This is a genomic window from Streptomyces sp. WAC04114 (genome assembly GCF_019733245.1).
GTDB classification, from domain to species: domain Bacteria; phylum Actinomycetota; class Actinomycetes; order Streptomycetales; family Streptomycetaceae; genus Streptomyces; species Streptomyces massasporeus_A.
This window is the reverse complement of record NZ_JAIGQA010000003.1, coordinates 80,625-105,323: the sequence shown is the minus strand read 5'-3', so window position 1 is coordinate 105,323 and position 24,699 is coordinate 80,625. Positions and strand designations below refer to the sequence as shown.

The window sequence follows — 24,699 nt, the reverse complement described above, 5'->3', positions numbered from 1 at the left end:
TTTCACGTGAAACACCTGAAGCACCGCCCCGTCGGGAACGTCAGACCGCCATCAGCGGTGCGCCGGAACGCCACTTCAGGACCTTGTCGAAGCTCACCACGGCTCCACCCCGGCCCGGCTTGTTGCCGATGTGGACGTGATCGGCGAGCTCCTCGATGAGGCACAGCCCCCTGCCGTTCTCCGCGTCGGAGTGCGCGGGGCGGATCGGCGGACGGGACCGGCCGGCGGACGCCCCGGGGAAGCCCGGGCCGGCGTCGGCGACCTCGATCCGGCACTTCTCGCCGTCGAGGTACGCGGTGACCCGGTACGCCTCCGAGCCGGGGCCGCGCCCTGTGTCCCCACCGTGCTCCACGGCGTTCGCGCACGCCTCGCTGAGGGCGACGGAAAGGTCGTAGGAGATGTCCGGGTCGACGCCCGCGGTTTCCATCGTGCCGATCAGCAGGCGGCGGGCGAGCGGCACGCTCGCAGCTTCGCGCCGCAGATGGAGTGACCACCAGATGCTCATGCTCCAGCCTCCTGGCTGCGGCTCGACATACCGTTACGTATTGCCCTCCGTGCCCGTGTGTAAGCGTGAAGTTGACGTGACGCCGCCCATACGGCGGATGCGTGCTGGTCCTGATCGGTGTATGTGGGGGCAGACTTCGGCGCATCCAGGGGCGCGCGGGGCCAGAGCGTGACGTTCCGGTCGTACGGCATCTTGTGGACCTGCCGCACGGGGCGTGCGGAGCCAGTGCGATGATGAGCCCGCCATGACTGCCCCCCACGCGCGCGCGACGCGCTCCGGACACACGCTCCGGATCCTGCGGGCCGCGGTGTTCGCCGCGGTCTGTGTCGTGCTGGCCGGGGCAGGTCACGCACTCGCCTCCTGCGACGGCGTCCCGCTGTGGACGCTGGGCGCCGGGTTCCTCGGGGCGGCCGCCGTGGCCGCTCCGCTCGCCGGGCGCGTGCGCTCGCTGGTCGGGATCACGGCGCTGCTCGCGGCCGGTCAGACGGTGCTGCACACGCTGTTCGGCCTCGGCCAGCACGGTACGGCCGCCGTCACGTCCTCGGTGCCCGCGGGCGGGAGCGACGCCGCACTGATCCAGCAGGCCGCGCGGTTCGTGTGCGGCACCACGGCGGCGGCGATCAGCCCGGTGCAGGCGCAGAAGATCCTCGCCGACGCCCGGATCCAGCCGCCCACCGGGCCCCACACGCATCTGGCCGCGGACGCCGTCCCCGGCTCCGCCGCCTCGCTGTGGCCGTCTCTGCCGATGCTGCTCGGACACGTCCTCGCGGCCTTCGCCGCCGGCTGGCTGCTGCGCCACGGTGACCTGGCGCTGCTGCGGCTCACCGAACTGTCGGCGCAGGGAGTCACCGAGGGAGCGCTGGTGCGCTCTCTGCGGGCCGCTCTCGCGCTGGTACGCGCCCTGCGCGCCGGGCTTCCGGGAGCGCCGCAGGCCCACCCGCGCCCGGCGCACACCGCCCGGTCCGCGCCTCCGATGCCGCGCACCATGGCACTCCAGCACTCGGTGATCCGGCGCGGCCCCCCGGCCGCCCCGGCTTTCGCAGCCGCACTCGCCCTCGCCGCCTGACGCGACGCGACCACCACCACTTCCGCCCCTCGGACGCCCGGGACCTCCTTGTCGGAGCTCCGGATTACTGGATCCCGCGGAGGAGGGGCCGCCGTCGTGCGGCACGCGCGTGGGCGCGCATCCCTCCTTCCTCATCCAGACCGACTCACAGCGGAGTGCTCCTTCCATGAAGGCTTCCCGAATCGTCGCGGCCGGTGCCGCCGCCGGCGTCACCGTTCTCGCCCTGTCCGCCCCCGCTTTCGCGCACGTCACCGTGCAGCCCGAGGGAACGGCCGCCAAGGGCGGCTACGCGGTCATCGACTTCAAGGTCCCCAACGAGCGCGACAACGCCTCGACCACCAAGCTCGAGATCAACTTCCCCACCGACCACCCGCTGGCCTCCGTCATGCCGGAGCCCATGCCCGGCTGGAAGATCGAGGTCACCAAGTCCAAGCTGGACAAGCCGCTGGAGATGCACGGCGAGAAGATCACCGAGGCCGTCAGCAAGGTCACCTGGACCGCCGACGGCAAGGGCATCGAGCCCGGCTACTTCGAGAAGTTCCCGCTCTCCGTCGGCCAGCTCCCCGAGGACACCGACCAGCTGGCCTTCAAGGCCCTGCAGACGTACTCCAACAAGGAGGTCGTCCGCTGGATCGAGGTGCCGCAGGAGGGCAAGGAGGAGCCCGACAACCCGGCCCCGGTGCTGGAGCTGTCCGCCGCCTCCGAGGACGGGCACCACGGCTCGGCGGCCGATGACGACTCCGACTCCAAGTCGGCCGAGAAGGCCTCCGCCCACACCGCCGCCGACGACTCCGCCGCCTCCGACGGCACCGACACCACCGCCCGCGTGCTGGGCACCGTCGGCATCGTGGTCGGCGCCGCGGGTGTCGCCTACGGCGTGCTCGCCGGGCGCCGGCGGTCCAACGCCTGAGCCGCTTCCGTTGACGGCGCGCACCGGATCCCCGCTCCCTGCGGGGCCCCCGATGCGCGCCGGGTCACCGACATCTGGGACATTTTTCTATGCGCACCAAGACCTTCGCCGCGGCCGCTCTCCTCGCCGCCGCCTCCCTGACCCTGACCGCCTGCGGCAGCGGCGACAGCAGCGACAAGCCCGTCGCCGTGGTGTCGGAGGAGGCCGGCACCGGCAAGGCGGCCACCGTCCTCGACAAGCCGTTCGAGAAGCCGGACCTGGTCCTCACCGACACGCAGGGCAAGAAGTACGACCTCCGCAAGGAGACCGCGGGCAAGCCCACGCTGATCTACTTCGGCTACACCCACTGCCCCGACGTCTGCCCGCTGACGATGAACAACATCGCCGTCGCCAAGAAGCAGCTGCCCAAGGCCGAACAGGACGAGCTGCGCGTGGTGTTCGTCACCACCGACCCCAAGCGCGACACCTCGGCCGAGCTCGGCAAGTGGCTCAAGGGCATCGACACCGAGTTCGTCGGCCTCACCGGCGACTTCGCGACCATCCAGGCAGGCGCCCGCACCCTCGGCATCTCCATCGAGCCGACGCGGAAGGACAAGAACGGCAAGCTGATCTCCGAGCACGGCACCCAGGTCATCGCGTTCTCCCCGAAGACCGACGGCGGCTACGTGCTCTACGGCGAGGACGCCGACGTCGACGACTACACCAAGGACCTCCCCGAGATCATCAAGGGGGAGAACCCGTGAGGCGACGGCTCGGCCCGGCGGCCCTGGCCATAGCCGGAGCCCTCGCCCTGGCGGGCTGCGGCGGTTCGGGCTCGGGCGACTCCGGCGACAACGGCTCCGGGAAGGCGGAACTGTCCGCCGGCTCCGCGTACATGCCGCAGCCGGTGTCCGGCGACATGGCGGCCGGCTTCCTCACCGTCACCAACAAGGGCGGTGCGCCCGACGAGCTGACCTCGGTCACCAGCGACATCGCCGGGCAGGTCACCGTGCACGAGACCGTCGACGGGGCGATGCAGGAGGTCAAGAGCCTCAAGATCCCCGCGGGCGGCCGGCTGGAGCTGAAGAGCGGCGGCGACCACCTGATGTTCGAACAGCTGAAGAGCAAGCCGAAGGAAGGTCAGACGGTCTCCGTCGAACTGCACTTCGCCCACTCCGGCCCCATGACGGTCGAGATGCCGGTGAAGCCGGCGACCTACACCCCGAAGACCGGACACTGAGGGAGGGACCCCTGTGACGCAGACCATCGCCCCCCGCGTCCGGACACTGGTGCTGCTGCTCCTGGCCGCGGCCTGCGCACTCCTCGCCGGAGCCGGCCCGGCCTCCGCGCACGCCGCCGTGACCGGCAGCGACCCCGGGCAGGGGGCGGTGGTCGACAAGGCCCCGGCCCGGATCACCCTCACCTTCTCGGAACAGGTCGCGCTGTCCGACGACTCGCTGCGCGTCCTCGACCCCCAGGGCAAGCGCGTCGACACGGCCGAACCGGCCACCGCCAGTGGCACGACATACGCCGTGCCCCTGCACTCGGGCCTGCCCGACGGCACATACACGGTGGCCTACCAGGTTGTCTCGGCGGACAGCCATCCCGTCGCGGGTGCCTACACCTTCTCCATCGGCGCCCCCTCCAAGACGTCCGTGTCGGTGTCCGGGCAGTCGACCGACGACGGGGTCGTGGGATGGCTGTACGGCTTCGGACGGTATGTGTCGTACGCCGGGTTCATCGTGATGGCCGGCGGCGCCGCCTTCGTGCTCGCCTGCTGGCGGAGCGGTGCCGGGGTGCGGCCCGTGCAGCGGTTCGTCGTCTCCGGATGGGTCGCGCTCACCGCGTCGACCCTCGCCCTGCTGCTTCTGCGCGGCTCCTTCACGGGCTCCGGGAAGGTCTCCGACATCTTCGACCTGTCCCTGCTCGGGCAGGTGCTGCAGACCAAGAGCGGTGCGGCCCTGGTGTCCCGGCTGCTGCTGCTCGCCGCGGCGGCCCTGTTCATTGCCGTGCTGTTCGGCGCCTACGCCCGCCCGTCTCCCACCACCACCCTGACCGACGGCGCTTCGCGCCGACATCCTGATCCAAGCGAAGACACCGAGGAGAAGCGGGACCTGACCTTCGGGCTCTCGATCGGCGGCGTCGTGGTGGCGGCCGGGCTCGCGGCGAGCTGGGCAATGTCCGAGCACGCCTCGGTCGGCCTCCAGGCGGGCATCGCCATGCCGGTCGACGTGCTGCATCTGCTGGCCGTCGCCGCCTGGCTCGGCGGGCTGGGAGCGCTGCTGGTCGCCCTGTACCGCGCACCCGCCGACACGCCCATCGACGCACCTGCCGTACGCCGCTTCTCCCAGGTCGCCTTCGGCAGCGTCCTCGCCCTGATCGCGACCGGGACGTACCAGTCCTGGCGCCAGCTCGGCTCCTGGTCGGCCTTCACCGACACCGGCTACGGGCAGCTCCTCCTGGCCAAGATCGCCCTCGTGGTCGTCCTGGTCGGCGTCGCCTGGATCTCGCGCCGCTGGACCGGGCGGCTGGCACAGACGGTGCCGGTCGAGGCATCGGCGGGACGGGAGAAGGCGCGGGTCGGCGCTAGGGCGGACGGCGCCGGGGAAGCCGCTGCCGTCGGCGACGGTGACGCCCGTGCGGAGAGCGAGGGCGAGAGCGGCCTCGACACCGACGAACAGCCCGGCACCGACTCCGCCGGACCCGCCAAGCCCGCCGGACCCGCCGAGCCCGCCGAGCCCGCCGACTCCGAACGCGCCGCGCAGCTCGCCCGGCAGCAGGCCGCCCGGGACGCTGCCCAGCAGAAGCGGATGCGCGACGCGGACCCCAACCGCTTCGGGCTGCGCCGCTCCGTGCTGGCCGAGGCCGGTATCGCGGTCGTCCTCCTCGCTGTGACCACCGTCCTGACGCAGACCGAGCCGGGGCGCACCGAACAGGAGGCCAAGGCGGCCACCGCGGCCTCCGCGTCCTCCTCCGCCGACACGGGCGCGTCCGGGGCACTGACCCTGAACATGCCGTTCGACACCGGCGGCGAGGACGGCAAGGGCATCGTCACCATCGACGTCGACCCCGCCCGCGTGGGCGCCAACGAGATGCACGTCTACGTGGAACGCCCCAACGGCCGGGCCTTCGACATCCCCGAGGTGAAGGTCGAGTTCACCCTGAAAGCCAAGGACATCGGGCCCCTGCCCGTCGTCCCCGACCACATCGCCACCGGACACTGGTCGGCCAACGGAGTGCAGATCCCCATGGCCGGGGACTGGCAGGTCGACGTGACCGTGCGGACCTCCGACATCGACGAGGTGACCGTCTCCAAGAACGCGCAGATCGGCTGAACGACCATGCCTGACCAGTCCCTTCCGAAGGCCCGCACCCCCGAGGCCACCACGGCGCAGAGCGAAGCGGCCCCCGCCCCCCAGGGCGTCTCACGGCGGCGGCTGCTCGGCACCGCGGGTGCCACCGGGCTCGTCCTCGGCACGACGGGTGCCGCCGTGGGCTACGCCGCCGCCCCCTCCGAGGCGGCCGCTCCGCTCACCTCGCTCGGCACGGACCGGGCAATGTTTCACGGGAAACATCAGCCCGGCATCACCGACGGCCTCCAGGCCCGCGGTCACCTCGTGGCCTTCGACCTCTCGGCCGGCGCTGGCCGAAAGGAAGCCACGGCCCTGCTCCGCCGCTGGTCGGACACGGCCCGACGGCTGATGGCGGGCGAACCGAGCGGCCACGACGACACCGACGTGGCCCGCGACGCCGGCCCCTCGTCGCTGACCATCACCTTCGGCTTCGGCCACAGCTTCTTCGCCCGGACGGGTCTGGAGAAGCAGCGCCCCACCGCCCTGGACCCGCTGCCCGAGTTCTCCTCCGACCACCTCGACAAGAACCGCAGCAACGGCGATCTGTGGGTGCAGATCGGCGCCAACGACGCCCTGGTCGCCTTCCACGCCCTGCGCGCGATCCAGAAGGACGCGGGCCGGGCGGCCAGGGTCCGCTGGCAGATGAACGGCTTCAACCGCTCCCCGGGCGCCACCGCGCACCCCATGACGGCCCGCAACCTCATGGGCCAGATCGACGGCACCCGCAACCCGAAGCCGGGCGAAGCCGACTTCGACCAGCGCATCTTCGTCCCGGAGAAGGCCGAACCTGCCTGGATGGCGAACGGCTCCTACGCCGTCGTACGCCGCATCCGCATGCTCCTCGACGACTGGGAGCAGCTCTCCGTCAAGGCGCAGGAGGACGTGATCGGGCGCCGGAAGTCCGACGGGTCGGCGCTGTCCGGGGGCACGGAGACGACCGCGATGGACCTGGAGAAGACGGATGCCAAGGGCAACCTGGTGGTCCCGATCAACGCCCACGCGCGCATCACCCGGCCGGACCAGAACGGCGGCGCGGCCATGCTCCGCCGCCCGTTCTCCTTCCATGACGGCATCGACACCGACGGGGTGCCCGACGCGGGCCTGCTCTTCGTCTGCTGGCAGGCCGATCCCCTGCGCGGATTCGTGCCGGTGCAGCGCAAGCTCGACCGCGGTGACGCCCTGTCGCAGTTCATCCGCCACGAGGCGAGCGGACTGTTCGCGGTGCCCGGCGGGGCGGCGGAGGGCGAGTACGTGGGGCAGAAGTTGCTGGAGGGGTGAGAGTTCACCCCTGTACGGGCTTGTGGGGGATAGCGCTTCCCCGGGCCCATTAGGGTGAGGTCATGCCAGCGAGCTATGCGTATCTCGGTCCTGAGGGCACGTTCACCGAAGTCGCCCTGCGCACGCTTCCCGAGGCGGCCACCCGGGAGCTGATCCCGTACGTGTCGGTCCAGTCCGCGCTCGACGCGGTACGCGCCGGCGAGGCCGAGGCCGCGTTCGTGCCGATCGAGAACTCCGTCGAAGGCGGCATCACCACCACCCTCGACGAGCTGGTCGCCGGCGCACCGCTGATGATCTACCGCGAGGTGCTGCTGTCGATCACCTTCGCGCTACTGGTCCGCCCGGGCACGAAGCTGTCGGACATCAAGACCGTCTCGGCTCACCCGGCCGCGCAGCCGCAGGTGCGCAACTGGCTGAAGAAGCACCTCCCGGACGCCCACTGGGAGTCCGCCGCCTCGAACGCGGACGCAGCCCGCCTGGTCCAGGAGGGCCAGTATGACGCGGCCTTCGCGGGTGAGTTCGCGGCCGCCCGCTACGGCCTGGAGGCACTGGAGACCGGGATCCACGACGCGGAGAACGCCCAGACGCGGTTCGTGCTGGTGGGCCGCCCGGCCCGGCCCGCCGCGCCGACCGGCGCGGACAAGACCTCGATCGTGCTGTGGCAGCGCGACGACCACCCCGGCGGCCTGCGCGACCTGCTCGGCGAGTTCGCCACCCGCGGCATCAACCTGATGCTGCTCCAGTCCCGGCCCACCGGCGCGGGCATCGGCAACTACTGCTTCTGCATCGACGCCGAGGGCCACATCTCCGACCGCCGAATGGCCGACGCCCTGATGGGCCTGAAGCGGATCTGCCTCCAGGTGCGCTACCTCGGCTCCTACCCGCGCGCGGACATGCGACCCGGGGACGTGCAGCCGCCGCGGCTGGGGACCTCCGACGAGGAGTTCGCGGGGGCGGCGGACTGGGTCGCGCGGTGCCAGGACGGGCGTTTCTGACCGCGTCCCGAGCCTGTTCCCGGGCCGGTCGTACCTGCCGATAGTCGTTATCCACAGAAGTTATCCACAGGTCCGCTTCTCGACCTGGGGACAAGTCGACAACGAAGTGTGAGTCAGTCGACAAATCGCCCTACAAGCCCCTGATGCGCCCATCGCCGGGCAGGTCACCCTTCGTCCACCGCTTCCCCTTCCGTAACTCTTCGGGGTGACCTTTTTCCACTCGAAAGCGAGGGTAGAGCGGGTTTGTGGAGGGAATTCACAGGGTGGCCGCGCCACCCGGAGTGATCAATTCCGAAGTCCACAGATCTTGCACACAGCCTGTGGATAACTCTCGCCAGGGTGTGGATCCCTGTGGACAACCGAAGCCCAAGTCCCTTCTCCCGCAAGGGATTCGAGTCAAGGCCGCGCCTGCCGGATGCCTCGTTCCGGGGAGAGGCGTCATCTTTATTGACACTGTGCGCAATTCGCCCATAACGGTACGTAAGTCGCTCTCGGAATAGTGAGTCGTGGGCGGTCACCCCGCACCGGTAGCCTTGGGCGCGTGATTGACCTTCGCCTGCTCCGTGAGGACCCCGACCGTGTGCGCGCGTCGCAGCGCGCCCGTGGAGAGGACGTCGCGCTCGTCGACGCCCTCCTGTCTGCCGACGAGAGGCGCAGGTCGTCCGGCGTCCGCTTCGACGAGCTGCGCGCCGAGCAGAAGGCGCTCGGCAAGCTCATCCCCAAGGCGACCGGCGAAGAGAAGTCCGAGCTGCTGAAGAAGGCGGGCCAGCTCGCCGCCGACGTCAAGGCGGCCGACGCCGAGCGCGACGCCGCCGCGACCGAGACCCAGGAGCTGCTCCAGAGGCTCGGCAACCTCGTCCACCCGGACGTGCCCGTGGGCGGCGAGGAGGACTTCGTCACCCTCGAGAAGCACGGCACGATCCGCGACTTCGCCGCCGAGGGTTTCGAGCCCAAGGACCACCTGGCGCTCGGCCAGATCCTCGGCGCGATCGACGTAGAGCGGGGCGCCAAGGTCTCCGGCTCGCGCTTCTACTTCCTGACGGGCGTGGGCGCCCTCCTGGAGCTCGCCCTGGTGAACGCGGCGATGGCCCAGGCCACCGCGGCCGGCTTCACCCCGATGCTGACCCCGGCGCTGGTGCGACCGCAGTCCATGGCGGGCACCGGCTTCCTCGGCCAGGCCGCCCAGGACGTCTACCACCTCCCCGACGACGACCTCTACCTGGTCGGCACGTCCGAGGTGCCGCTCGCGGCGTACCACATGGACGAGATCCTCGACGCCGACCGCCTGCCCCTGCGCTACGCGGGCTTCTCGCCCTGCTTCCGCCGCGAGGCCGGCTCGCACGGCAAGGACACCCGGGGCATCTTCCGCGTGCACCAGTTCGACAAGGTCGAGATGTTCTCCTATGTCGCTCCCGAGGACTCGCAGGCCGAGCACCAGCGCCTGCTGGAGTGGGAGAAGCAGTGGCTGACCTCGCTGGAGCTGCCGTTCCGCGTGATCGACGTGGCGAGCGCCGACCTGGGCGCCTCGGCCGCCCGCAAGTTCGACTGCGAGGCGTGGATCCCCACCCAGGGCAAGTACCGCGAGCTGACCTCGACCTCGGACTGCGGCGAGTTCCAGTCCCGCCGCCTGTCGATCCGCGTCCGTGAGGGCAAGCAGGTCCGCCCGCTGGCCACGCTCAACGGCACGCTGTGCGCCGTCCCGCGCACGATCGTGGCGATCCTGGAGAACCACCAGCTGGCCGACGGCTCGGTGCGCGTGCCCGAGGTGCTGCGTCCGTACCTGGGCGGCCGGGAGTTCCTGGAGCCGGTGTCCAAGTGAGCGACACGGCTTCCCCCGGAAGCTTCCCGTACCGGCTCGTCGCCACCGATCTCGACGGCACGCTGCTGCGCTCCGACGACACGGTGTCACCGCGCACCCGTGACGCGCTCGCCGCTGCCACCTCGGCGGGCGCCGCGCACATCGTCGTCACCGGTCGCGCGGTCCCGTGGACCCGGCACATCCTCGACGACCTCGGCTACCAGGGCCTGGCCGTCTGCGGCCAGGGCGCGCAGGTCTACGACGCCGGCGCGCACCGCCTGCTGACGTCGGTGACGCTGGACCGGCAGCTGGCCGGGGTGGCGCTGGCCAAGATCGAGGCGGAGGTCGGCCCGCTGTACCTGGCCGCGAGCCGCGACGGCCTCGACGGCGAGGTGCTGGTCGGCCCGGGCTACGTGGTCCAGGGCACGCTGCCCGCCACGCCGTTCACAGACGCGTCGGATCTGTGGACCGCGCCCCTGAACAAGCTGTACATCCAGCACCCGACCCTGTCCGACGACGAGCTGTGCGAGGCCGCCACCCGCATCGCCGGCGGTTTCGTCACTGTCACCATGGCGGGCGCGGGCATCGTCGAGCTGCTGCCCCTCGGCCTGTCCAAGGCCACGGGGCTGTCCCTGGCGGCCCGTCGGCTGGGCCTGAAGGCAGCCGACACGATCGCCTTCGGCGACATGCCCAACGACATACCGATGTTCGCCTGGGCCTCCTACGGCGTCGCGATGGCGGACGCCCACGAGGAACTGGAGGCGGTGGCCGACGAGGTGACGTCCTCCCATGACGAGGACGGCATCGCGGTGGTGCTGGAGCGGTTGCTGGGCTGAGCGTCGGGCCTTCGCCCGGCTCGGTGTGGGGCCGGTCGCCCGGCGTTGGGTGGTGCTCGGCGGAGGATGCACGGATCGAACGTGCGCGGGCCTTTCGACCCGACCACGGTTTAGCAAACCGGTGCCTTACCACTCGGCCAATCCTCCGGGTGGGCGGCCCACGCGATGTGCGATTCGCGTGCTCGAAGCGGCCGCCCCGGGCAGCTCCCCGTGTGGGGCGGGTTCGACGGAGGAGTAGTGGCTACTCCGGATCCCGCCGCGGGCTGCCCTGAAGGGAGCTGGACGTACTGCCGTGCATGGACATCGTCCCGCTCCTCTCCCAGAACGTGGCGCCGGGCTCTCCGCCCGGCAGTGACGACAACCACTCTGCCTGCCGGGCGAATTGGACGCCACTGATTAAATCGGCGGACGGATCGCCGCGGCGCGGCCGGCTACCTTCCTGCGTCACCGGCTACTTCCTGCGCCACCTGCGCCGCCGGACCTTGCTGAAGAACCAGCCCGCGGGCGGCTCGTCGGAGCGCCAGGGCTGCGGCTCCGGTTCCTCACGGCGCCACTTCGCGGCGAGCATCCGGGCACGGGCGGACGGCTCGGAGGTCCCGGCGGAGCGTATGAAGTCCTCGTCCAGTACGACCCCGTCGAGGTCGTCCCGGGTCTCGTCCTGAGCTCTCTCGTCCGCCATCCCGGTCCTCCCAGCCGTCCAACTCCCGTGTGATTCCCCTACATCCCGTTCGCCCAGTGTGCCCGGACAGAGGTGAAGGCTCCGTCAGTGCCGGGGCACGTCACTCCTCGCCGGCGAGGGTGAGGGAGCGCAGCTTCTGTCCGGCGAACCAGGTGGCCAGCACCGTGACGGCCAGCAGCAGCACCGTCGCCGTGGTCAGACCCACGTCCGAGGAGACCAGGTCCCCTCCGGACACCTTCTGGGCCACCGCCAGCGACCACTGCTGGACGCTCAGCGTGCGCGCACCCGGCACCAGGGAGCCGAACAGGGCCTCCCAGACCAGCGCGTAGACGAGACCGAACACCACCGCGTGCCGGGAGACCGTGCCGAGCAGCAGGAACAGGGCCGCGTAGGCGATGGACGCGACCAGCGCGGCCACCGTGTAGGCGACGGCGACCTGCTGGCCGTTGCCGTTCAGGATGAAGCCGACGATGAGCGTCGGCACCGCTGAGAACACCATGGTCACCGCGATCGCGACGATCAGCTTGGTGAAGATGATCGTCGGCCGCTTGATCGGCTTCGACAGCAGGTACACCACCGAGCCGTCGTCGATCTCCGGCCCGATCGCGCCCGTTCCGGCGATGACGCCGATGATCGGCACCATCGTGGCGAGGGCGAGGCCGCCCAGCAGGTCGGCCGCGGTCTGGTCGTCCGCCCCGGCCAGGCCGCGCACCGCCACGGCGATCACGATCAGCAGCATCGGCAGGGCGCCGAGGATGAGGGCCCGGCGCCGGCCGAGCAGGGCCCGGTACGTGAGCCGGGCGACTGTGGGGTCGTACATCAGGGCCTCCTACGCCGCGACGAGGTACGAGAAGACGGACTCGAGGGACTCGTCGGACGGCGAGACCGTGAGCAGCCGGATGCCGTGGTCCCTGGCCACCCGCGGCAGCAGGGCCGTGAAGCGGCCGAAGTCGACGGCCTGGATGCGCAGCGCGCCCTCGGCGAGGTCGACCTCGATGCCGGCCGTCGACGGGTCGGCGATCAGCGCGGCCGCGAGGGCGCGGTCGTCGCTGGAACACACCAGGTAGCGGTGCGGCCGGTCGGTCATCAGGCGGCGGATCTTGCGGAAGTCACCGCTGGCGGCGTGCCGGCCGGCGACGACGACCTCGATGTGCCAGGCGAGTTGCTCGACCTCTTCGAGGATGTGGGACGAGAACAGCACCGTGCGGCCCTCGTCGCCCATGCGGCGCAGCAGGTCCATCAGCTGCATGCGCTGACGGGGGTCCATGCCGTTGAAGGGCTCGTCGAGCAGCAGCAGCGACGGGTCGTGGACCAGAGCGCTCGCCATCTTCACGCGCTGGCGCATGCCCTTGGAGTAGGTCTGGATCTTGCGGTCCTGCGCGTACTCCATCTCGACCGTGCCCAGGGCCTTCTGCGCCGCCTTGGCGCCCAGGCCGTGCAGTTCGGCGTTGGCGAGGACGAACTCCTTGCCGGTGAGGAAGTCGTACATCGCCTCCCGCTCGGGGACGACGCCGATGTGCTTGTAGATCTGCTCGTTGCGCCACACCTCCTGGCCGTCGAGGGTGACCGTGCCGGTGGAGGGGGCCAGGAAGCCGCCCATCATGTTGATGAGGGTGGACTTTCCGGCGCCGTTGGGACCGAGCAGGCCCGTGACGCCGGGGCCGATGGTCATGGTGATGTCGTTGACGGCGACCACGTTGCCGAACCAGCGGGAGACGTGGTCGATGTTGAGCGTGGTCACAGTCCCACCTTCTTGTAGCGGCGCATCAGGAGGCCGTAGCTCGCCGCGTTCAGGCCCAGGGCGACGACGACGTAGACGATGCCCTCGGCGGTGCTCGGGCCCACCCCGCTGGGGGAGGCGGACGTCGCGCCCAGGAACGCGGACTGCACACCGTCGATGATCGTGATCGGGGAGAACAGCCCGATCCACGGCACGGCGTCGCCGCTGCCCTGCGCGTCGGCGATGGCCTGGAGGGTGGAGACCGCGCCGTAGGTGATGGTCAGTACGGCGATCACGGCGGCGATGCCGAAGCCGCGGCGCGGGGTGAAGGACGCGATGACGAGGCCGATGCCGGCGAAGAGCAGTGAGAGCAGTGCCACCGAGACGAGTCCCTGTGCGAATCCCTTGGTCTGGTCGGCGAAGTCGAGCTTGGCCAGCAGCGCTCCCACGTAGAGCAGGAGCAGGGGGCCGGCGGTGAGGATGAAGAGTGCCGAGGCCAGCGCCGCGAACTTGGCGCGGACGTAGTCGGCGGTCTCGATGGGCCGCGAGAAGTACAGCGGCACCGTCTTGAAGCGCAGGTCGCGCGAGACGGACTGGGGTGCCTGCGAGGCGACGTAGAGGCTGATGACCGCCTGCATGATGATCGCGTAGCGCGTGTAGTCGACGGGCAGGGCGTTGGCCTTGGTGGCGACCGCGACGGCGACCATGATGGCCGCGGGCACGCACATCACCACGAGGAGCAGCATCGGCAGCACCTTGGACTTCACCGAGCGGCCGAGGCCGTAGGAGCCGCGCAGGGACTGCGAGTACAGGGAGCGGCGAGCGTAGGCGCGGCCGAGGCGGGGGCCGTCGTAGTTGCGGTAGCCGATGTTGTGGATGCGGGTCTGGTCGCCCGGTGCCGGGGCGGCTGTCCCCGTGGAGTGCTCAACCGCCATGGCCGACCGCCTCCTTCCGCTGCTCGCGCTCGTCGGTGCTGGTGAAGACCTCGGAGATGTGGTGCCGGCGCTGCTCCATGCGCACCAGGCCGAGTCCGAGGTCCGCGATCACGTCCCGGACCACGTCGTACGTCTCCTCACCCTGCGCAGTGAGCAGCAGGACGTGGCCGGCGCCCGGCAGGCCGCTGCCGTCCTCGACGCTCACCCCGCGCGCATGCAGCGCCTCGCGGACCGCGCGGGTGCCGTCCGGGTGCTCGTCGGTGTCCGTGACCTCGATCGCGAGGGTGGTGGTGATCTGCGTGAAGTCCGTGGTGGAGCTGGAGCGCAGGAGTTTGCCGCCGTCGATGACGACGACGTGGTCGCAGGTGCGCTCCAGTTCGCCCAGCAGGTGGGACGTGACCAGGACCGAGATGCCGAAGTCGGTGTGGATCCGGCGGATGAGCCCGAGCATCTCGTCACGGCCGACCGGGTCGAGGCCGTTGGTCGGCTCGTCCAGGAGGACCAGCTGCGGGTCGTGGACGAGGGCCTGCGCGAGCTTGACGCGCTGCTTCATGCCGGTCGAGTAGCCGCCGATGGGGCGGTAGCGCTCCTCGTACAGCCCGACGTGGCGCAGGGTGTCGGCCGTGCGCTCGCGCGCCGCCGTGGGCGGCAGACCGGACATGCGCGCCATGTGGACGACGAACTCGGTGGCCGAGACGTCCGGCGGCAGGCAGTCGTGCTCGGGCATGTAGCCCACCCGCTCGCGGATGGCACCGCCCTTGGTGGCGACGTCGAGACCGAGCACTTCGGCGCGGCCCTCGGTGGCGGGGGACAGACCCAGCAGGATCTTGATCAGTGTGGACTTGCCGGCTCCGTTGGCTCCGACGAGTCCGGTCACACCGGGTCCGACGTCCACGGAGAGCCGGTCAAGAGCGGTCACCCGGGGGAACCGCTTGCTCAGGCTTTCGGTCGCGATCACAGTCACCCTTCGAAGTTAGGGGCCGTGGGCGTGGCGGGCATCACTCCGCAGAGCTGTCTTCGGATCAGCCCTGAGTATTACGGGCCCCTAGGGGAGCTGGTTCTCGAGAGTTACCAGGCCGGGTGGGGCCGGGGCGGAGCCCTATTGACGAACTCTCTAACAACTGCCAGATTCGCCGGATGACGTTGCTGACGGGTGCGCGGGAGCGCAGGGTGCGGGCCGGCGAAGTCGAGCTGTGCGTGGCCGAGATGGGGGACCCCGGGCGGCCCACGGTCGTCCTGGTGCACGGCTACCCCGACAGCAAGGAGGTGTGGTCCGAGGTCGCCGAGCGGCTCGCCGGCCGCTTCCACGTCGTGGCGTACGACGTTCGCGGCCATGGCCGGTCGACGGCCCCGCGGCCGCTGCGGGGCGGGTTCACGCTGGAGAAGCTGACGGACGACTTCCTGGCCGTGGCGGACGCAGTGAGTCCGGACGCGCCGGTGCATCTGGTCGGGCACGACTGGGGTTCGGTGCAGGCGTGGGAGTTCACCACCGTCCGGCGCACCGAAGGGCGCATCGCCTCCTTCACCTCGATGTCCGGGCCGTCCCTCGACCACTTCGGCCACTGGATCAGCAAGCGGGTGCAGCGTCCCACCCCGCGCCGGGTCGGGCAGCTCCTCGGGCAAGGCGCCCGGTCCTGGTACGTGTACCTGCTGCACACGCCCGTCCTGCCCGAGCTGGCCTGGCGCGGCCCCCTCGGCAAGCGCTGGCCTCGGATGCTGGAGCGCGTCGAGAAGGTGCCCCGGGGCGACTACCCCACCGCGTCCCTGCCGTCGGACGCGGCCCACGGCGCCTGGCTGTACCGGGACAACGTCCGGCCCCGGCTGCGCGGGCCGCGCCCGGACGCGCACGCCCACGCGCCCGTGCAGATCATCACACCCCTGGAGGACCGGTTCCTCTCGGAGCGGCTCCACGACGAACTGGAGCAGTGGGTTCCGCAGTTGACCCGCAGGACGATCCAGGCGGGGCACTGGATCCCGCGGACCCGCCCGGACCGGCTGGCCCACTGGATCGAGGAGTTCGTGACGTCCGTCGAGAGCGGGCGGTCCCCGGTGGCGGCGAACGGCGAGCACGCCGAGCGGTTCGGCGGGCAGCTCGTGCTGGTCACCGGGGCGGGCAGCGGCATCGGGCGGGCGACGGCGCTCGCGTTCGCCGAGGCCGGTGCGCGGGTGGTGGCCGTCGACCGGAACGCGGAGGCCGCGGCCCGCACCGCCGAGTCGGCCCGTCTGCTGGGCGCACCCGACGCCTGGGCGGAGACGGCCGACGTCTCCGACGAACAGGCCATGGAGAAGCTCGCGGACAAGATCACCGCGGAGTACGGAGTGGTGGACGTCCTTGTGAACAACGCCGGGATCGGGCTGTCCGGGTCCTTCTTCGACACCACACCGGAGGACTGGAAGAAGGTCCTCGACGTCAATCTGTGGGGTGTCATCCACGGCTGCAGGCTCTTCGGCCGGCGGATGGCCGAGCGCGGGCAGGGCGGCCACATCGTCAACGTGGCTTCGGCCGCGGCGTACCAGCCGTCCCGGGCGCTGCCCGCGTACAGCACCTCCAAGGCGGCCGTGCTGATGCTCAGCGAGTGCCTGCGGGCGGAACTCGCCGGGCAGGGGATCGGCGTGACGGCGGTCTGCCCCGGCATCGTGAACACCGCCATCACGTCGACGGCGCGGTTCGCCGGGGCGGACGCCCTGGAGGAGAAGCGGCTGCAGAAGCGCGCTTCCCGCCTGTACGGGCTGCGGAACTATCCGCCTGAGAAGGTCGCCCGCGCGATCCTGCGGGCGGTGACGCGCGACGAGGCGGTGGTGCCGGTGACTCCGGAGGCGCGGGGCGCGCGCTGGCTGTCGCGGTGGGCGCCGGGGGCGCTGAGGGGCCTCGCGCGGGTGAAGCCGCCGGTGTGAGGGCTGAAGCCGCTGGCGTGGGGCCAGGACTCAAAGTCCCTTCACTGAGGGCCGGTTGTCCACAGAACCGCCAATTCCCCTGTGGATAACCACACTTGGTTGTGGACCAAACCTGGGAAGTGAAACTCGATCGCGTGATTCCCGTCTCTCACGCACTCTGGTGGGATGGACGAGAGACGCACCGTGACGGTGTCGAAGTACCTGTCGAAGCACCTGCGCCACCAGCCGGAACGCATCGGGCTCACCCTCGACGAGGCCGGCTGGGTCGAGATCGACACGTTGATCGCCGCGGCCGGCGCCCACGGCTTCCGATTCACCCGCAAGGAACTGGACCAGGTCGTCGCCACCAACGACAAGCGGCGTTTCGCCGTCGAAGGCACCCGGATCCGCGCCAGCCAGGGCCACAGCGTGGAGGTCGACCTCGGGCTGGCGCCGGCCATCCCGCCCGCCCACCTCTACCACGGCACCGTCGCCCGCAGCCTGGACGCCATCCGGGCCGAGGGACTCCGGCCGATGAACCGGCACGCCGTGCACCTCTCACCCGACCGGGAGACGGCTACTCGTGTCGGCGCTCGCCGGGGCCGGCCGGTCGTACTGACGGTGGAAGCGGGCGCCATGCACCGCGACGGCCATGTCTTTCACATGAGCGCGAACGGGGTGTGGCTGACCGAAGCCGTCCCGACCCGGTATCTGCGCTTCCCCGAACGGCACTGACCCGCCGCATCCGGCCGACCGCGCACTGTTGCCGTGTTCACCCGAGCACGCATGGTGACTGTTTCACGTGAAACACGGTTCACCCTCGGCGCTCCCTTACGCTCGATGCCATGAGTCTGCGTCTGAGCACCGTGATCCTCCCGTACCGCCGCTGGCACGAAGGCGGCCGTTCGGCCTGGACACGTGCCGAGCAGCTCGGCTTCCACACCGCGTACACCTACGACCACCTGTCCTGGCGTACCTTCCGGGACGGGCCGTGGTTCGGCGCCGTACCGACCCTCACGGCCGCCGCGGGCGTCACCGAACGGCTACGGCTCGGCACCCTGGTGACCTCGCCGAACTTCCGGCACCCCGTGACCCTCGCCAAGGAGCTGATCTCCCTCGACGACATCTCCGGCGGGCGGGTCACGCTGGGGATCGGCGCGGGTGGCTCCGGCTTCGACGCCACCGCGCTCGGCCAGGAACCGTGGACGCCGCGCGAGCGTGCCGACCGCTTCGCCGAGTTCGTCCCGCTGCTCGACCGGCTGCTCAGCGAGGACGCCGTCTCGTACGAGGGTGACTTCTACTCCGCCCACGAGGCACGGAACATCCCCGGCTGTGTGCAGCGCCCCAGGCTGCCGTTCGCGGTGGCCGCCACCGGGCCGCGCGGGATGCGGCTCGCCGCCCGGTTCGGGCAGGCGTGGGTGACGACCGGCGATCCCAAGTTGTACGAGAACGGCACGCCTGAACAGTCGATTCAGGCCATTCGCGGGCAGGCGGAGAGGCTCGACGACATCTGCGCCGAGGTCGGCCGGGACATGACCGATCTCGACCGGGTCCTGCTCACCGGATTCACGCCGGACCGCGTCGCCCCGCTGCAGTCCCTGGACGCGTTCGTGGACTTCGCCGGGCGGCATGCGGAGCTGGGCTTCACGGAGATCGTGATCCACTGGCCGATCCCCGACTCGCCGTTCGCAACCGACGAGAAGGTCTTCGAGCAGATCGCGATGGAGGCGCCGGCGCAGCTGCGCTGAGCGCGAAGGGATGTGCCGGGGGCTCAGGCGAGGGCCCCTGGTGAAGGACTGCCGGTGAAGGGCCGGCCGGTGAAGAGATCCTGGTGAGGACGGTATCCACTCACCTGTGCGGAGCCCTGCACGCCCGTGCAGGCATGTGCGGGACAATGGCCGGGTGACCTCAGCGACCCGACAGCACGAGACCGCGGCCGAGACACTCCCGCCGCGCCTGATCGCCACCGACCTCGACGGCACCCTGCTGCGCGACGACAAGTCGGTGTCGCCGCGCACGGTCGCCGCGCTGGCCGCCGCCGAGGAGGCGGGCGTCGAGGTCTTCTTCGTCACGGGCCGCCCGGCCCGCTGGATGGATGTCGTCAGCGACCACGTGCACGGCCACGGCCTGGCGATCTGCGGCAACGGCGCCGCCGTGGTCGACCTGCACGGCGGACCCGGCGCCCACCGGTTCGTGATGGTGCGCGAGCTGGCCCGGGAGAACGCCCTGGACGCCGTACGGCTGCTGCGTGACGCGGCGCCGGGCACGGTGTACGCGGTGGAGCAGACCTACGGCTTCTACCAGGAGCCGGCGTACCCGAAGCTCCACATGGAGATACCGGACAGCCTCGCCCCGGCCGAGGAGCTGCTGGGCCCGGACCACCCGGCCGCCGCGGAACCGGTGCTGAAGATCCTCGCCTACCACCCCGAGATCGACCCCGACACCTTCCTGACCCTGGCCCGTCTCGCCATCGGCGACCGCGCCAACGTCACCCGCTCCAGCCCCAGCGCCCTGCTCGAGATCAGCGGCCCCGGGGTCTCGAAGGCCAGCACCCTCGCCCTGTGCTGTGCCGAGCGCGGCATCTCGCACGAGCAGGTCGTGGCCTTCGGCGACATGCCGAACGACGTGGAGATGCTGACCTGGGCGGGCCGGTCGTACGCGATGGGCAACGCGCACCCGGACGTGATCGCGGCCGCCTCGGGCCGGACGGTCGCGAACAACGACGACGGGGTGGCCGTCGTGATCGAGCAGCTGCTGACGGAACTGCCGTAGCCGCGGGCGCGGGGTGTCTCAGAGGGACACCCCGCGCGCCGACAGCCACGACACCGGGTTCACCGCCGAGCCCGACTCCGGTGTGACCCTGGCCTCGAAGTGCAGGTGCGGCCCGGTGGAGTTGCCTGTGGTGCCCGACTGGCCGATCCACTGCCCGGGGCTGACGCGCTCCCCCTGGTGGACCGCCGAGGACGCGAGATGGGCGTACTGCGTGTAGTAGCCGCCTGCGTGCTTGAGCACGATCTCCATGCCGAAGGGACCGCCGCAGGACACCTTCACGACCCGGCCCGCGCCCACCGCCCGCACCGGAGTGCCGATCGGTACCGCGAAGTCCTGCCCGGTGTGCCGGTTCGACCACCGCGCACCGCCGCTGCCGTAGGACGCCGACAGCTCGTACGTCTCGACCGGCGCGACCCAGTCGCCATCGGCGAAGCCCGTCGCCGGCTGATCGAGCCGGACGGCCCCGCGGCACGCCCCGGCGGCGACCGCCGCGTCCGCCTGCCCCTGGAGCTCTGAGCGGGCCGTCTCCAGCTTCTGCTCGATGTCCGCCTTCAGAGCGGCGAGTTGGACATTGCGCTTCTCCAGCGCCTGCCACTGGGCCGCGGCCCTGGCCTCGTCCGCCGCGAGCCGGGCCTCGGCCCGCTTATTCTTGGAGATCGCGTTGTTCACCGCGAGATCCGCCTGCGAGAAGGCGTGCTGACCTCGCATCAGGCTCTCGGGACTGTCGGCCAGGATCATGTGGGCGGCCACCGGCAGACCCCCACTGCTGCGGTACTGCGCCCGCGCGATCCGGCCCAGATCCTCGTGCAGGGCGGCGATGTGCCGCCGCTGCGCGTCCAGGAGGGCCTCCACACGCTGGGCCTCGGCTCGCTGAGCTTCGGCCTCCTTGCGCCCGGCCTCGTACTGCTGCGTCGCCACCGCGGCCTCCTCGTACAGCCGCACGACCTCGGCGCTGAGGCCGGTGACCGGGCCGATGCCGGTGCCGGTGTCGCTCCCGGGATCCTTGCCGGCCGCCGTCGGCCGGGCCGCGAGCACGGCCAGCGCGCACAGCAAGACCGGAACCAGCAGCCGATGACGGCGATATGAGCGCATGTCAGCGATCGTCACCCAGCACTGCCGACCCGGTCCTGTTCACGTCGTACGGCCGGGGGACCGGCTGCGCCGAACGGCCCAGCGCGCGCCGATTCCGGCCGTCGGCCGAGGGCGCCGGGACCGAGGGCAGCCGAGGTCAGGGTGCAGGAGCCAGGACGCCGGGTAGAGGGTGGGTGGACGTCAGACGCCGGGGTAGTGGACGCGAACGTCAGGCGCCGGGGCCGAGGCCGCCGAGAACGACGGCAGCCGAGGTCAGGGCGCCGGAGCCAAGACGCCGGGGTAGAGGACGCCGACGTCACGCGTCCAAGACACCGGGGTAGAGGACGCGCGGACGTCAGGGCCGAGACCGAGGGCGCCGACGTCACGCGCCCGGCCGGGGGCGCCGACTTCAAGGCGTCGAGGCCGAGGTCCTACCGTGCCCCCACCAGCGACTCCGCCGCCGACTCCCGCTCCGCCATCCCCCGCAGCGGCCCGTCCGCCGCCAGCAGCTCGGCGTACGGTCCACGCTGCACCACCCGTCCCTCGTCCAGCACGATCACCTCGTCGACCGCTTCGAGACCCGCCAGCCGGTGCGTGATCAGCAGCGTCGTCCGGCCCGTGGTGGCGGCCAGCAGATCGGCGGTGAGCGCGTCGGCGGTCGGCAGGTCGAGGTGCTCGGCGGGCTCGTCCAGCACCAGGACGGGGAAGTCGGCGAGCAGCGCACGGGCCAGCGCCAGCCGCTGCCGCTGCCCTCCCGACAACCGCGCCCCGTGCTCGCCGACGAGCGTGTCGAGCCCGTCGGGCAGGCTGTCGGCCCAGTCAAGCAGCCGGGCACGGCCGAGCACGGCGCGCAGGTGCTCCTCGCCGGCGTCCTTCCGGGCTAGCAGAAGGTTCTCGCGCAGAGAACTGTCGAAGAGGTGCGCGTCCTGCTCACACAGCCCGACGAGGCCCCGGACGTCGTCACCGCGCAGCCCGTACGCGTCCACGCCCGCCAGCGTGTACGTGCCACCCTGCGCGTCCAGGAAGCGCAGCAGCACCTGCGCCAGCGTGGTCTTGCCCGAGCCGGAAGGGCCGACCACGGCGATCCGGCGGCCCTCCTCGAGGGTCAGGTCGAGCCCGGCGAGCGCGTCCCGGTCCTGCCCGGCGTGCCGGGCGGTCAGCCCCGTGACGACAAGCGGGAACGGTGTCGCGGGCGCCTGCCGGGGCCGCTCGGGCTCCCGCACGGGCTCCGGGGCGTCCAGCACCTCGTACACCCGCTCCGCGCTCCGCCGCACACGCTGCCGGTACTGCACGGCGAGCGGCAGCCCGAGCACGGCCTCGAAGGCGGCGAGCGGGGTGAGGACGACGACGGCCATGGTCACACCGTCGAGCCGCCCGGCGGCGACCGCCTGCGCGCCGACCAGGGCGGCCGCTGTGACGGTCAGTCCGGAGATCAGCGCGGTGAGGCCGTCGCCCAGGGCCGTGGCGGTGGCGGCGCGCGAGGCGACCCGGGTGAGTACCCCGTCGGCCTCGCGCGTCCGGGCGGTCCGTGCGGGCAGTGCACCGGCGACGGTCAGTTCCGCGGTGCCGGTGAGCAGGTCGGCCACCCGCGTCGCGAGCACGCCGCGGGCGGGCGCCAGCCTGTGCTCGGCCCGCCGGGCCACCGCGCCGGTGATCAGCGGCACGCCGACCCCCGCCGCCAGGAGCCCCGCCGCGAGCACCGCGCCGGCCTCGGGCAGCAGCCATGCCGTGAAGCCGACCGACGCGGCCGACACGACGACGGCCGCCCCGGCGGGCAGCAGCCACCGCAGCCAGTAGTCCTGCAGCGCGTCCACGTCCGCGACCAGCCGGGACAGCAGATCGCCCCGGCGGACCCGGCGCAGCCCGGCCGGCGCCAGCCGCTCCAGCCTGCGGAACACCGCGACCCGGGTGTCCGCCAGCATCCGCAGCACGGCGTCGTGCGACACCAGCCGCTCGGCGTACCGGAAGACGGCCCGCCCGATCCCGAACGCCCGCGTCGCGGTGACGGCCATCATCAGATACAGCACGGGCGGGTGCTGGGAGGCCCGCGAGATCAGCCACCCGGAGGTGGCCATGAGCCCCACGGCACTGCCCAGCGCGAGGCTCCCGAGCAGCAGCGCGAGTCCCAGGCGTCCGCGCCGGGCGCCGGACATGGCGCGGACGCGTGCGAGGACATCGCCTGAAGCCGGCTCTTCGACGGGCTCGGCCGGGACGCGCACCTCGACCTCGTCGGATCGCGTTCCGGCCCCCCGGGCCACGGCGGGCACCACGGGCAGGGCAGCGCTGGTCGCGGACTCCTCGAGCCGCACCACCCGGTCCGCGACCTCCAGCAGCGCCGGGCGGTGCACCACCAGCAGGGCCGTTCGGCCGGCCGCGAGGCGCCGCACCGCGGCCACGACCTCGGCCTCGGTGGCCCCGTCGAGCGCCGCCGTCGGCTCGTCGAGCAGCAGCACGGGCCGGTCCGCGAGGAACGCCCTGGCCAGCGCGAGCCGTTGCCGCTGCCCGGCGGACAGGCCCGCGCCGTCCTCGCCGAGCGCGGTGTCGACGCCCTCGGGCAGCGCGTCGACGAAGTCCAGTGCCCCGGCGTCTCGCAGGGCCCGCCGTACGGAGTCGTCGTCGGCGCCGGGCCGCGCCAGGCGTACGTTCTCGGCGATCGTCCCGGCGTACAGATGCGGACGCTGCGGCACCCACGCGATCCGGGAGCGCCACTCGTGAAGGTCGGCATCGGCGAGGTCGACCTCCCCCACCCGCACCCGCCCCTCGGCCGGTCGCACGAACCCCAGCAGGACGCTCAGCAGCGTCGACTTGCCGGCGCCGCTCGGCCCCACCAGCGCGACCGTTTCCCCGGGCGCGACACCGAAGGACACGTTCGAGACGGCGTCCGTGGACCGCCCCGGGTACCGGACGGTCACGCCCTCGAACGACAGCGCACCCTCCGGCACGCCCGCGGAGCCGGACGCCGGGACGGGCGTCTGAAGGACCTCGAAGATCTCCTCTGCGGCGGCGAGCCCCTCCGCCGCCGCGTGGTACTGCGCCCCGACCTGCCGCAACGGCAGATACGCCTCGGGCGCGAGGACCAGGATGACGAGGCCGATGTACAGGTCCATCTCGCCGTGCACGAGCCGCATGCCGATCGTGACGGCGACCAGCGCCACCGAGATCGTCGCGAGCAGTTCCAGGGCGAAGGAGGAGATGAAGGCGATCCGCAGCGTCCGCATGGTCGCCTGCCGGTATGCGCCGGTGATGCGTCGAATGGACTCGGCCTGCGCCTTGGCCCGCCCGAAGACCTTCAGCGTCGGCAGCCCGGCGACGACATCCAGGAAGTGCCCGGACAGCCGCGACAGCAGCCGCCACTGACGGTCCATCCGGGACTGGGTCGCCCAACCGATCAGCACCATGAAGACCGGGATGAGCGGCAGGGTGCCCACGACGATGGCCGCCGACACCCAGTCCTCGGTGACGATCCGCGCCAGGACCGCCACCGGCACGACGACCGCGAGCCCCAACTGCGGCAGATACCGCGAGAAGTAGTCATCGAGGGCGTCCACGCCCCGGGTGGCCAGGGCGACCAGCGAACCGGTCCGCTGCCCGCTCAGCCAGCCCGGCCCCAGCGCTGCGGCACGCTCCAGCAACCGCCCCCGCAGCTCGGACTTCACCGCCGCGCTCGCCCGGTGCGCGGCGAGCTCGGTGAGCCAGCCCACCAGCGCCCGTCCGACCGCGACGGCGGCCAACAGCAGCAGGGGAGTGGCGAGCTCGGACACCGCCATGCGGTGCTGGAACGCCCCCACCACCACCTCGGCGATGAGCATCGCCTGCGCGATGACCAGGCCCGCCCCTACGGCCCCCAGGGCCACGACCGCCACCAGGAAGACCCGGGTGGCACGGGCGTACCGGAGCAGGCGCGGATCGATTGGTTTCACGTGAAACA

21 protein-coding genes and 1 tRNA gene are annotated in these 24,699 nt (G+C 71.7%); 13 read left to right on the top strand and 9 right to left on the bottom strand.

Features of this window, described 5'->3' with window-relative positions:
• Positions 1-40 precede the first annotated feature (40 nt).
• Complete coding sequence (locus K4G64_RS02200) at positions 41-505, bottom strand: ATP-binding protein (RefSeq protein ID WP_185008317.1); 465 nt, start codon at positions 503-505, stop codon at positions 41-43.
• Positions 506-749: 244 nt separating this feature from the next.
• Between K4G64_RS02200 and K4G64_RS02195 the strand changes: the two genes are divergently transcribed.
• From K4G64_RS02195 to K4G64_RS02155, 9 genes are all read left to right on the top strand, one after another.
• Entirely contained in the window at positions 750-1,571 is an 822-nt protein-coding gene (locus K4G64_RS02195) for a hypothetical protein (RefSeq protein WP_221754306.1), read from the top strand.
• A 166-nt stretch (positions 1,572-1,737) separates the two neighbouring features.
• A complete protein-coding gene (locus K4G64_RS02190) occupies positions 1,738-2,481 on the top strand; it encodes a YcnI family protein (protein WP_221754305.1) in 744 nt (247 codons plus the stop codon).
• 89 nt (positions 2,482-2,570) lie between these two features.
• Positions 2,571-3,224, top strand: a complete 654-nt coding sequence (locus K4G64_RS02185) for an SCO family protein (protein WP_221754304.1) — start codon at positions 2,571-2,573, stop codon at positions 3,222-3,224.
• Positions 3,221-3,700, top strand: a complete 480-nt coding sequence (locus tag K4G64_RS02180; protein ID WP_221754303.1) for a copper chaperone PCu(A)C — start codon at positions 3,221-3,223, stop codon at positions 3,698-3,700. The genes K4G64_RS02185 and K4G64_RS02180 overlap by 4 nt, the downstream gene beginning before the upstream one ends.
• A 13-nt stretch (positions 3,701-3,713) precedes the next feature.
• Positions 3,714-5,795 carry a copper resistance protein CopC gene (locus K4G64_RS02175; protein WP_221754302.1) on the top strand — a complete coding sequence of 694 codons (2,082 nt, stop codon included), beginning with the start codon at positions 3,714-3,716 and terminating at the stop codon, positions 5,793-5,795.
• A 6-nt stretch (positions 5,796-5,801) separates the two neighbouring features.
• Positions 5,802-7,091, top strand: a complete 1,290-nt coding sequence (efeB, locus tag K4G64_RS02170; protein ID WP_221754301.1) for an iron uptake transporter deferrochelatase/peroxidase subunit — start codon at positions 5,802-5,804, stop codon at positions 7,089-7,091.
• 62 nt (positions 7,092-7,153) lie between these two features.
• On the top strand, positions 7,154-8,086 hold the full coding sequence (pheA, locus tag K4G64_RS02165) for a prephenate dehydratase (RefSeq protein ID WP_031104065.1): 933 nt from the start codon (positions 7,154-7,156) through the stop codon (positions 8,084-8,086).
• Between the two features lie 541 nt (positions 8,087-8,627).
• Positions 8,628-9,905, top strand: coding sequence for a serine--tRNA ligase (serS, locus tag K4G64_RS02160; protein ID WP_221754300.1), 1,278 nt, complete (start codon positions 8,628-8,630; stop codon positions 9,903-9,905).
• Positions 9,902-10,720 carry an HAD family hydrolase gene (locus K4G64_RS02155; protein WP_221754299.1) on the top strand — a complete coding sequence of 273 codons (819 nt, stop codon included), beginning with the start codon at positions 9,902-9,904 and terminating at the stop codon, positions 10,718-10,720. The genes serS and K4G64_RS02155 overlap by 4 nt, the downstream gene beginning before the upstream one ends.
• Positions 10,721-10,780: 60 nt before the next feature.
• On the opposite strand, the gene K4G64_RS02150 is transcribed toward K4G64_RS02155, so the two are convergent.
• The 6 genes from K4G64_RS02150 to K4G64_RS02125 form a co-directional block, all read right to left on the bottom strand.
• Positions 10,781-10,867, bottom strand: a tRNA-Ser gene (locus K4G64_RS02150).
• Between the two features lie 304 nt (positions 10,868-11,171).
• A complete protein-coding gene (locus K4G64_RS02145) occupies positions 11,172-11,399 on the bottom strand; it encodes a hypothetical protein (protein WP_190900694.1) in 228 nt (75 codons plus the stop codon).
• Between the two features lie 100 nt (positions 11,400-11,499).
• A complete protein-coding gene (locus tag K4G64_RS02140) occupies positions 11,500-12,219 on the bottom strand; it encodes an ABC transporter permease (protein WP_221754298.1) in 720 nt (239 codons plus the stop codon).
• Between the two features lie 9 nt (positions 12,220-12,228).
• A complete protein-coding gene (locus K4G64_RS02135) occupies positions 12,229-13,140 on the bottom strand; it encodes an ABC transporter ATP-binding protein (protein ID WP_221754297.1) in 912 nt (303 codons plus the stop codon).
• Positions 13,137-14,054: an ABC transporter permease gene (locus K4G64_RS02130; RefSeq protein WP_221754296.1), complete on the bottom strand. Its 918-nt coding sequence runs from the start codon at positions 14,052-14,054 to the stop codon at positions 13,137-13,139. Before K4G64_RS02130 ends, K4G64_RS02135 begins: the two co-directional genes overlap by 4 nt.
• Entirely contained in the window at positions 14,044-15,012 is a 969-nt protein-coding gene (locus tag K4G64_RS02125; protein ID WP_189590592.1) for an ABC transporter ATP-binding protein, read from the bottom strand. Before K4G64_RS02125 ends, K4G64_RS02130 begins: the two co-directional genes overlap by 11 nt.
• 179 nt (positions 15,013-15,191) lie before the next feature.
• On the opposite strand from K4G64_RS02125, the gene K4G64_RS02120 reads away from it, so the two are divergent.
• The 4 genes from K4G64_RS02120 to K4G64_RS02105 all read left to right on the top strand — a co-directional run bounded on the left by K4G64_RS02120 (position 15,192) and on the right by K4G64_RS02105 (position 19,700).
• Entirely contained in the window at positions 15,192-16,949 is a 1,758-nt protein-coding gene (locus tag K4G64_RS02120; protein WP_221754295.1) for an SDR family oxidoreductase, read from the top strand.
• Between the two features lie 165 nt (positions 16,950-17,114).
• Entirely contained in the window at positions 17,115-17,663 is a 549-nt protein-coding gene (locus K4G64_RS02115) for an RNA 2'-phosphotransferase (RefSeq protein ID WP_221754294.1), read from the top strand.
• 110 nt (positions 17,664-17,773) lie between these two features.
• Positions 17,774-18,676, top strand: coding sequence for an LLM class flavin-dependent oxidoreductase (locus K4G64_RS02110; protein ID WP_221754293.1), 903 nt, complete (start codon positions 17,774-17,776; stop codon positions 18,674-18,676).
• A gap of 154 nt (positions 18,677-18,830) precedes the next feature.
• Positions 18,831-19,700: an HAD hydrolase family protein gene (locus K4G64_RS02105; protein ID WP_308122190.1), complete on the top strand. Its 870-nt coding sequence runs from the start codon at positions 18,831-18,833 to the stop codon at positions 19,698-19,700.
• A gap of 18 nt (positions 19,701-19,718) precedes the next feature.
• On the opposite strand, the gene K4G64_RS02100 is transcribed toward K4G64_RS02105, so the two are convergent.
• Together K4G64_RS02100 and cydD are read right to left on the bottom strand one after the other, a co-directional pair.
• A complete protein-coding gene (locus K4G64_RS02100; RefSeq protein ID WP_221754291.1) occupies positions 19,719-20,792 on the bottom strand; it encodes a M23 family metallopeptidase in 1,074 nt (357 codons plus the stop codon).
• A gap of 410 nt (positions 20,793-21,202) precedes the next feature.
• On the bottom strand, positions 21,203-24,691 hold the full coding sequence (cydD, locus tag K4G64_RS02095; protein WP_221754290.1) for a thiol reductant ABC exporter subunit CydD: 3,489 nt from the start codon (positions 24,689-24,691) through the stop codon (positions 21,203-21,205).
• Positions 24,692-24,699 lie beyond the last annotated feature (8 nt).

Coding starts and splice junctions, on each gene's coding strand:
- K4G64_RS02200 (WP_185008317.1), bottom strand. CDS start 505: ATGAGCATCTGGTGGTCACTCCATCTGCGGCGCGAAGCTGCGAGCGTG.
- K4G64_RS02195 (WP_221754306.1), top strand. CDS start 750: ATGACTGCCCCCCACGCGCGCGCGACGCGCTCCGGACACACGCTCCGG.
- K4G64_RS02190 (WP_221754305.1), top strand. CDS start 1,738: ATGAAGGCTTCCCGAATCGTCGCGGCCGGTGCCGCCGCCGGCGTCACC.
- K4G64_RS02185 (WP_221754304.1), top strand. CDS start 2,571: ATGCGCACCAAGACCTTCGCCGCGGCCGCTCTCCTCGCCGCCGCCTCC.
- efeB (WP_221754301.1), top strand. CDS start 5,802: ATGCCTGACCAGTCCCTTCCGAAGGCCCGCACCCCCGAGGCCACCACG.
- pheA (WP_031104065.1), top strand. CDS start 7,154: ATGCCAGCGAGCTATGCGTATCTCGGTCCTGAGGGCACGTTCACCGAA.
- K4G64_RS02145 (WP_190900694.1), bottom strand. CDS start 11,399: ATGGCGGACGAGAGAGCTCAGGACGAGACCCGGGACGACCTCGACGGG.
- K4G64_RS02140 (WP_221754298.1), bottom strand. CDS start 12,219: ATGTACGACCCCACAGTCGCCCGGCTCACGTACCGGGCCCTGCTCGGC.
- K4G64_RS02130 (WP_221754296.1), bottom strand. CDS start 14,054: ATGGCGGTTGAGCACTCCACGGGGACAGCCGCCCCGGCACCGGGCGAC.
- K4G64_RS02120 (WP_221754295.1), top strand. CDS start 15,192: ATGACGTTGCTGACGGGTGCGCGGGAGCGCAGGGTGCGGGCCGGCGAA.
- K4G64_RS02115 (WP_221754294.1), top strand. CDS start 17,115: ATGGACGAGAGACGCACCGTGACGGTGTCGAAGTACCTGTCGAAGCAC.
- K4G64_RS02110 (WP_221754293.1), top strand. CDS start 17,774: ATGAGTCTGCGTCTGAGCACCGTGATCCTCCCGTACCGCCGCTGGCAC.
- K4G64_RS02100 (WP_221754291.1), bottom strand. CDS start 20,792: ATGCGCTCATATCGCCGTCATCGGCTGCTGGTTCCGGTCTTGCTGTGC.